This is a genomic window from Saccharopolyspora sp. NPDC002686, from assembly GCF_040295745.1.
In the GTDB taxonomy this organism is placed as follows: domain Bacteria; phylum Actinomycetota; class Actinomycetes; order Mycobacteriales; family Pseudonocardiaceae; genus Saccharopolyspora; species Saccharopolyspora oryzae.
This window is the reverse complement of sequence record NZ_JBEOVY010000452.1, coordinates 1-5,326: the sequence shown is the minus strand read 5'-3', so window position 1 is coordinate 5,326 and position 5,326 is coordinate 1. Positions and strand designations below refer to the sequence as shown.

7 protein-coding genes and 1 pseudogene are annotated in these 5,326 nt (G+C 69.4%); 3 read left to right on the top strand and 5 right to left on the bottom strand.

The window, feature by feature from the left end; genetic code table 11:
* Positions 1-213: 213 nt before the first annotated feature.
* Both ABTZ89_RS35275 and ABTZ89_RS35270 read right to left on the bottom strand, forming a co-directional pair.
* A complete protein-coding gene (locus tag ABTZ89_RS35275; RefSeq protein ID WP_351053127.1) occupies positions 214-978 on the bottom strand; it encodes an SAM-dependent methyltransferase in 765 nt (254 codons plus the stop codon).
* A gap of 92 nt (positions 979-1,070) precedes the next feature.
* Positions 1,071-1,415, bottom strand: coding sequence for an ArsR/SmtB family transcription factor (locus ABTZ89_RS35270; protein ID WP_270950051.1), 345 nt, complete (start codon positions 1,413-1,415; stop codon positions 1,071-1,073).
* Between the two features lie 82 nt (positions 1,416-1,497).
* Between ABTZ89_RS35270 and ABTZ89_RS35265 the strand changes: the two genes are divergently transcribed.
* Positions 1,498-2,703 carry an MFS transporter gene (locus tag ABTZ89_RS35265; RefSeq protein ID WP_351053124.1) on the top strand — a complete coding sequence of 402 codons (1,206 nt, stop codon included), beginning with the start codon at positions 1,498-1,500 and terminating at the stop codon, positions 2,701-2,703.
* The gene (locus ABTZ89_RS35260) at positions 2,700-3,179 is read left to right on the top strand and encodes a hypothetical protein (protein ID WP_351053121.1); all 480 of its coding nucleotides are present in this window, start codon (positions 2,700-2,702) and stop codon (positions 3,177-3,179) included. Before ABTZ89_RS35265 ends, ABTZ89_RS35260 begins: the two co-directional genes overlap by 4 nt.
* Before the next feature lie 93 nt (positions 3,180-3,272).
* Here ABTZ89_RS35260 and ABTZ89_RS35255 read toward each other — a convergent pair whose 3' ends face one another.
* The 3 genes from ABTZ89_RS35255 to ABTZ89_RS35245 form a co-directional block, all read right to left on the bottom strand.
* A complete protein-coding gene (locus ABTZ89_RS35255) occupies positions 3,273-3,611 on the bottom strand; it encodes a VOC family protein (RefSeq protein ID WP_351053133.1) in 339 nt (112 codons plus the stop codon).
* A gap of 20 nt (positions 3,612-3,631) precedes the next feature.
* The gene (locus ABTZ89_RS35250; protein ID WP_351053118.1) at positions 3,632-3,931 is read right to left on the bottom strand and encodes a HigA family addiction module antitoxin; all 300 of its coding nucleotides are present in this window, start codon (positions 3,929-3,931) and stop codon (positions 3,632-3,634) included.
* 90 nt (positions 3,932-4,021) lie between these two features.
* Complete coding sequence (locus ABTZ89_RS35245) at positions 4,022-4,717, bottom strand: uracil-DNA glycosylase (RefSeq protein ID WP_351053130.1); 696 nt, start codon at positions 4,715-4,717, stop codon at positions 4,022-4,024.
* Between the two features lie 124 nt (positions 4,718-4,841).
* Here ABTZ89_RS35245 and ABTZ89_RS35240 point away from each other — a divergent pair.
* Positions 4,842-5,270 (top strand): annotated as a pseudogene (locus ABTZ89_RS35240) (peptidase S10); the annotation flags it as partial.
* Positions 5,271-5,326 lie beyond the last annotated feature (56 nt).

Sequence of the window (5,326 nt, the reverse complement as noted above, 5' to 3'; positions counted from 1 at the left end):
CTGGGGCGGGGGGGGCCCCCCCCCCCCCCCCCCCCCGGGGTCCCGACACGCCCGGGTGTGCAGTTTCAATTGAAACTGCAAAACCCAGGCACGGCGGATCACAGTTTCAATTGAAACTGCGGTGAGGTGTCGGCGCACCCGAGTCCCGACATGCCGATGAGACGGACGGGGACGGGCGTGTCGGGATGTTGATTTGAAGGCGTGTCGCGGGGTTCAGGCTCGTGGCGGGTGTTCCTGCTTGCGTCGGAGGAGCAGGCAGACGAAGCCGAGGACTCCGCGGTAGCCGCGCAGCCAGCCGTCGCGGTGCTCGCGCGCCGCCGCGATCGCAGCTTCGGCGTCCGGATGTTCGGGGTGGTCGAGGGCCCACCGGGTCAGCGAGCCGGTCCAGGACCACTCGTACTCGTCCCACTCGCCGAGCTCGCTGACGTGCCCGTACACCGGTGTCCAGCCGGCCTTCTCCGCAGTCTCCACGGTCCCCGCGAGGTCCTGGAAGTCCTCGGGCACCGCGTCGAGCGCGTCCAGCGCCGCCCTAGTCGGAGACCGTTCCCAGAACCCCTCACCGATGAGGACCGTGCCACCAGGTGCGACGTGCTCGTCGACGGCCCGCAACGTTTCCTCGAATCCCCCGAAGGCATGCGTTGCACCGACGCACATCACGAGGTCGCACGCCTTCGGCGGTCGGTACTCCCGCGCATCGCCCTGCGCGTAGATCACCCGGCCCCGGAGCCCGCGATCCCGGGTGGTCTCCTCGGCTCGCCGCAGCGCCGGTTCCGACGTGTCCACGGCGAAAGCACGCGCCGTCGGATATTCCTCCAGGGCGCGGAGCACCCATTCCCCTGCGCCACAACCGAGATCGAGCACGGAGGCACCGGGCGAGCACCCGACCTGCCGGAGCAACCGTCCCACGTTCGAATCGGACAGCGGAGCCGCGATGGGGTGGTCGACGTGGGCCAGGAAGCTCAGCGTTTGGCGATCCATCGAGCCAGTGTGACCACCGAATCACCCGTACGCACTGGGTTTTTCGACGCCGGAACCCGCCGACCAGAAGTCGACCACGAGGCGCCTTCTTCCTACCGCGACCAGTCGGCGATGACCGCCTGCCCTTCCGGGATGGCGAGGTCGAGCAGTCCCGGGAACCTGGCTTCGAGGTCGTCGCGGCGCAGGCTGTTCAGGCGGCGGGTTCCCTCGTTCCGCTGGCGGATCACACCGGCTTCCCGGAGGACCTTGAAGTGGCCGCTCTGCGTGGACTTGCTGACCGGCAGCGCGAACGTCGCACACGCGAGTTCGCCCTCCGCCCCGGCGAGCCCGGCGACGATCGCCAGGCGCACCGGATCGGAGAGCGCGGCCATCACGTCGGTGAAGCGCAGCTCGTCGCGAGCGGGGTGGACGAGTTCGGTCGCGGTGCGGCTTGCCATGTCCCCAGGATAGCGACCATGTTCGAGTTTTCCGAACATGTGCTATGTTCGCGAAACTCGAACATGACTTCCTGGAGCGCAGATGCCACTCGAAGTGCAGTCGCCCACCCGCGAACCCGTCCGATCCGAAACCCGTTGGAAGTTCTGGGCTTGCGCGTACGCGCTCCTGATCCTGCTGACCGGGACGAACCTGCCCACCCCGCTCTACCGCGGCTACCAGCAGCAGTTCGGCTTCTCCCCGCTGGTCACCACGTTGATCTTCGCGGCGTACGTGGCGGCGCTGATCCCGTCGCTGCTGGTGGCCGGGCCGTTGTCGGACGCGGTCGGACGCCGCCGCGTGCTGCTACCGGCCGTTGCGACGGCGGTGCTGGGATCGCTGACCTTCGCCCTCGCCTCCGGAACCGCATGGCTGTTCGCTGCGCGGGTGCTCCAGGGCCTCTCGCTCGGTTTCGCCTCGGGCACGTTGACCGCCGTGCTGGCCGAACTCGAGCCCACCGGCAACCGCCGCCGAGCAGCCCTGGTGTCCACAGTGGCCTCAGTCGGCGGGCTCGGTCTGGGACCGGTGCTGGCCGGGCTGCTCGCCGAGTACGCCCCGGCTCCCCACGTGCTGCCGTTCGTGGTCGAGATCGTGCTGCTGGCGCCGGCCGCGGTGGCGATCGCCTCGTTGCCGCAGGGGCGCACCGCCACGCGGTGGAAGCCACGCCGTCCGCAGGTGCCGAAGGCCGTTCGGGGCGTGTTCGCGACCAGCGGTGCAGCCAGCTTCCTCGCCTTCGCCGTGATCGGACTGTTCCTCACCCTCATCCCGACCTACGTCGCGGAGCTCTCCCGCGGCACGAACCTGCTGCTCAGCGGAGCCGCGGTGGCCCTGATGCTGGCGAGCTCCGCGGCGGCCCAGCTCGTCGGCTACGGCGGTCGGGCACGAAAGCTGGAGCTCGTCGGCCTCCCGCTGCTGGCCGCGGGACTCGTGCTGCTCGCCGTCGCAGGCGGCCTGCGTTCGTTGACGTTGTTGCTGGTCGCAACGGTCATCGCCGGGATCGGGCAGGGCTTGGCGTTCCTCGGCGGCCTCACCGCGGTCAGCCAGGCCGCGCCCGCAAATCGCCAGGCCGAGGTGCTCTCCAGCTTCTACGTGCTCATCTACCTCGGCGTCGGAGTGCCGGTGATCGGTGTCGGCGTGCTCGCCACCTGGCTCGGCCTGCTGCTGGCCGTGCAGTGCTCCGCCGTCCTCATCGCCCTGCTGTGCCTGCTGGTCCTGGCGATCCCCGCCCGACGCACCGAGGAGATCCGATGAACACGAACGCCCTCGAAACCGCGTACCCCGAACTGATCCGGAACGCGGAAGCGATCACCGACGCGACCCCGCTGACCGAACAGGCCCGCACCCTCGCCGACTGGACGATCGCCCACGTCGCGCTCAGCGACCGCATCCTCGCCGCCGCAGCCCGCGACCTCCTCGTCGGAGCCCCGGTCGTCGTCGACAACCGCGAAGCCATGGACCCCGCGACGCTCAACGCGCTGATCAGCCGCACTTCGCACCAGGAGCGGATCGCCCTCGTCCGCCGCAACGCGGACTACTTCACCGCCACCGTCCAGTGCATCCCGGACCACGCCGCGCGCATCCCGGTGCGGCTGAGCCTCGTGGACCGCGACGGCAACTCCGTCCCCGACCGACATCTCCCGTGGGACGAGCTGATCCACGTCCGGGCAACGCAGCACCTACCCGGACATGCCGCCAGACTCGCCGAACTGGCCCGAGTCCTGGACTGATCTTCCGCATCGACGCGTCGAACCGAAGTCAGCGGACCGGGCTGTTCGGCCGTGAAGCGAAGGGACGTCGACCATGGCGACGTGTCCGAGAGGTCACTCCGTCAGGCAGAGTTCGTTGCCCTCAGGATCGGCCAGAACGGTGAACCTGGGAGCAGTGCGAATTTCACGGCCGCCCAGCTCGCACAGCTGGGAGACCAATGTCCGGCGGTCCGCGTCGGGAACCCGGATGTCCAGGTGAACGCGGTTCTTCGTGGTCTTGGTCTCGGCGACCTGCTGAAACCACAGCGTCGGCCCCCGCCCGGAAGGATCGACCAGATCAACAGCCCCTTCAGCCGTGACCTGCTCGACGTAGCCCAACGCCGCGCACCAGAACCGCCGCAGCAACTGGGGATCGTTGGCATCGATGCAGATCTCGAAACTTCGCGCAGACATCACGGGCGCTTGATGCGCTGTCACGCGGACAGCGGTTGGATCCGGGCCAACGTGTCGGCGAGGGCGTCCCTCTCACGTTCCAAGTCGTAGCGCGACTGAAGGTTGAGCCAGAACCTCTCGGAGGTGCCGAAGAAGCGCGCGAGCCGCAGCGCCGTGTCAGCCGAGACCCCACGCTTGCCGTGCACGATCTCGTTGATCCGACGCGGCGGAACGCCGATTGCCACGGCCAACCGGTGCTGCGTAACGCCGAGCGGCTCCAAGTACTCCTCGCTCAGGACTTCCCCGGAATGAACCGGAGGCATGACGCACTCGTCAGACATCCTCAGCCCCCCTTCAGTGGCAGTCCACGATCTCGACGTTCTCAGGCCACGTTAATAACGGCAGGCGTCATGCGCTGCCGGTGCCGGACCTCACCGAACCCCCGCCAGCTCCTTCGCCCGCTCCAGGATGCCGCGGAGCATCTCCGGGGTCAGCTTTCCGGTGAAGGTGTTCTGCTGGCTGACGTGGTAGCAGCCGAGGAGGTGGAGGGGTGCTCCGCCGTCCGTTGCCGGGAGTTCGGCGTGGGCTTCGTGGCCGAACTTGGGGCGGGGGCGGGGGATCTGCCACACCGCGTCGGCCAGGACCGGGAGGAGGGCTTGCCAGCCGAAGGCTCCGAGGACGATCACCACTCGCAGGGTCGGGCGGAGCAGGTCGAGCTCCTGGACCAGCCACGGGCGGCAGGTGTCGCGTTCGGCCGGGGTCGGTTTGTTGGCCGGTGGGGCGCAGTGGACCGGGGCCGTGATCCTGGTGCGGAACAGCTGCAGGCCGTCGTCCAGGTGGTGCGCTTCGGGCTGCGACGCCAGGCCGACGTCGTAGAGCGCTCGGAACAGGACGTCGCCGCTGCGGTCTCCGGTGAAGATGCGGCCGGTCCGGTTCCCGCCGTGCGCCGCCGGGGCCAGGCCGACGATGCCGATCGCGGCGTCCGGCGGGCCGAAGCCCGGGACCGGGCGGCCCCAGTACTCCTCGTCGCGGAACGCCGCGCGCTTGACCTCGGCCACCTCCTCGCGCCAGGCCACCAGGCGCGGGCAGGCCGTGCAGCGGGTGATCAGCTGGTCCAGGTCGGACAGCCGAGGTGCGGTCGGGGCGGCAGTGGCGGGGTCGCCGACGGGGTCGGTGACCAGTCTGGAGGGCGCGGTGGGCACCTCTCAAAAATCGCAGAAAACCGGTTCAGCGGCACGTAATGTGGTCGGCATGGCAGCCAGCGCGGACAAGACCGACGAGAGCAAGGAAACCACCACCCCGGCGGAGCCGGCCGACGACCTGGTCAGCACGCACCACTCGATCGTGGTGGACGGCGCGGAGCTGTCCTACACCGCCACGACCGGGCGCGTCGTGCTGCGCGAAGAGGTGCAGACCGACGGCAAGTTCGACGGGTTCAAGGCCAAGGCCGAGGTCTTCGTGACCTCCTACGTCGTCGACGCCGAACCCGGGACCACCCGCCCGGTGACCTTCGCGTTCAACGGCGGCCCGGGGTCCTCGAGCGTGTGGCTGCACCTCGGGCTGCTCGGCCCGCGGCGCGTCGTCTCCGGCGACGCCGGCGACCTCGCCCCGCCGCCCTACGGGCTGGCCGACAACCCGGAAACCCTGCTGGCGCACAGCGATCTGGTGTTCATCGACCCATAACCCCAAGTACCTCGGGGTGAAGCGCTACGGCGGCCAGGTCGTCAAGGCCGGTG

Excerpts from the sequence above, each read along its gene's own strand:
- ABTZ89_RS35275 (WP_351053127.1), bottom strand. The coding sequence starts at position 978 with ATGGATCGCCAAACGCTGAGCTTCCTGGCCCACGTCGACCACCCCATC.
- ABTZ89_RS35270 (WP_270950051.1), bottom strand. The coding sequence starts at position 1,415 with ATGGCAAGCCGCACCGCGACCGAACTCGTCCACCCCGCTCGCGACGAG.
- ABTZ89_RS35265 (WP_351053124.1), top strand. The coding sequence starts at position 1,498 with ATGCCACTCGAAGTGCAGTCGCCCACCCGCGAACCCGTCCGATCCGAA.
- ABTZ89_RS35260 (WP_351053121.1), top strand. The coding sequence starts at position 2,700 with ATGAACACGAACGCCCTCGAAACCGCGTACCCCGAACTGATCCGGAAC.
- ABTZ89_RS35255 (WP_351053133.1), bottom strand. The coding sequence starts at position 3,611 with ATGTCTGCGCGAAGTTTCGAGATCTGCATCGATGCCAACGATCCCCAG.
- ABTZ89_RS35250 (WP_351053118.1), bottom strand. The coding sequence starts at position 3,931 with ATGTCTGACGAGTGCGTCATGCCTCCGGTTCATTCCGGGGAAGTCCTG.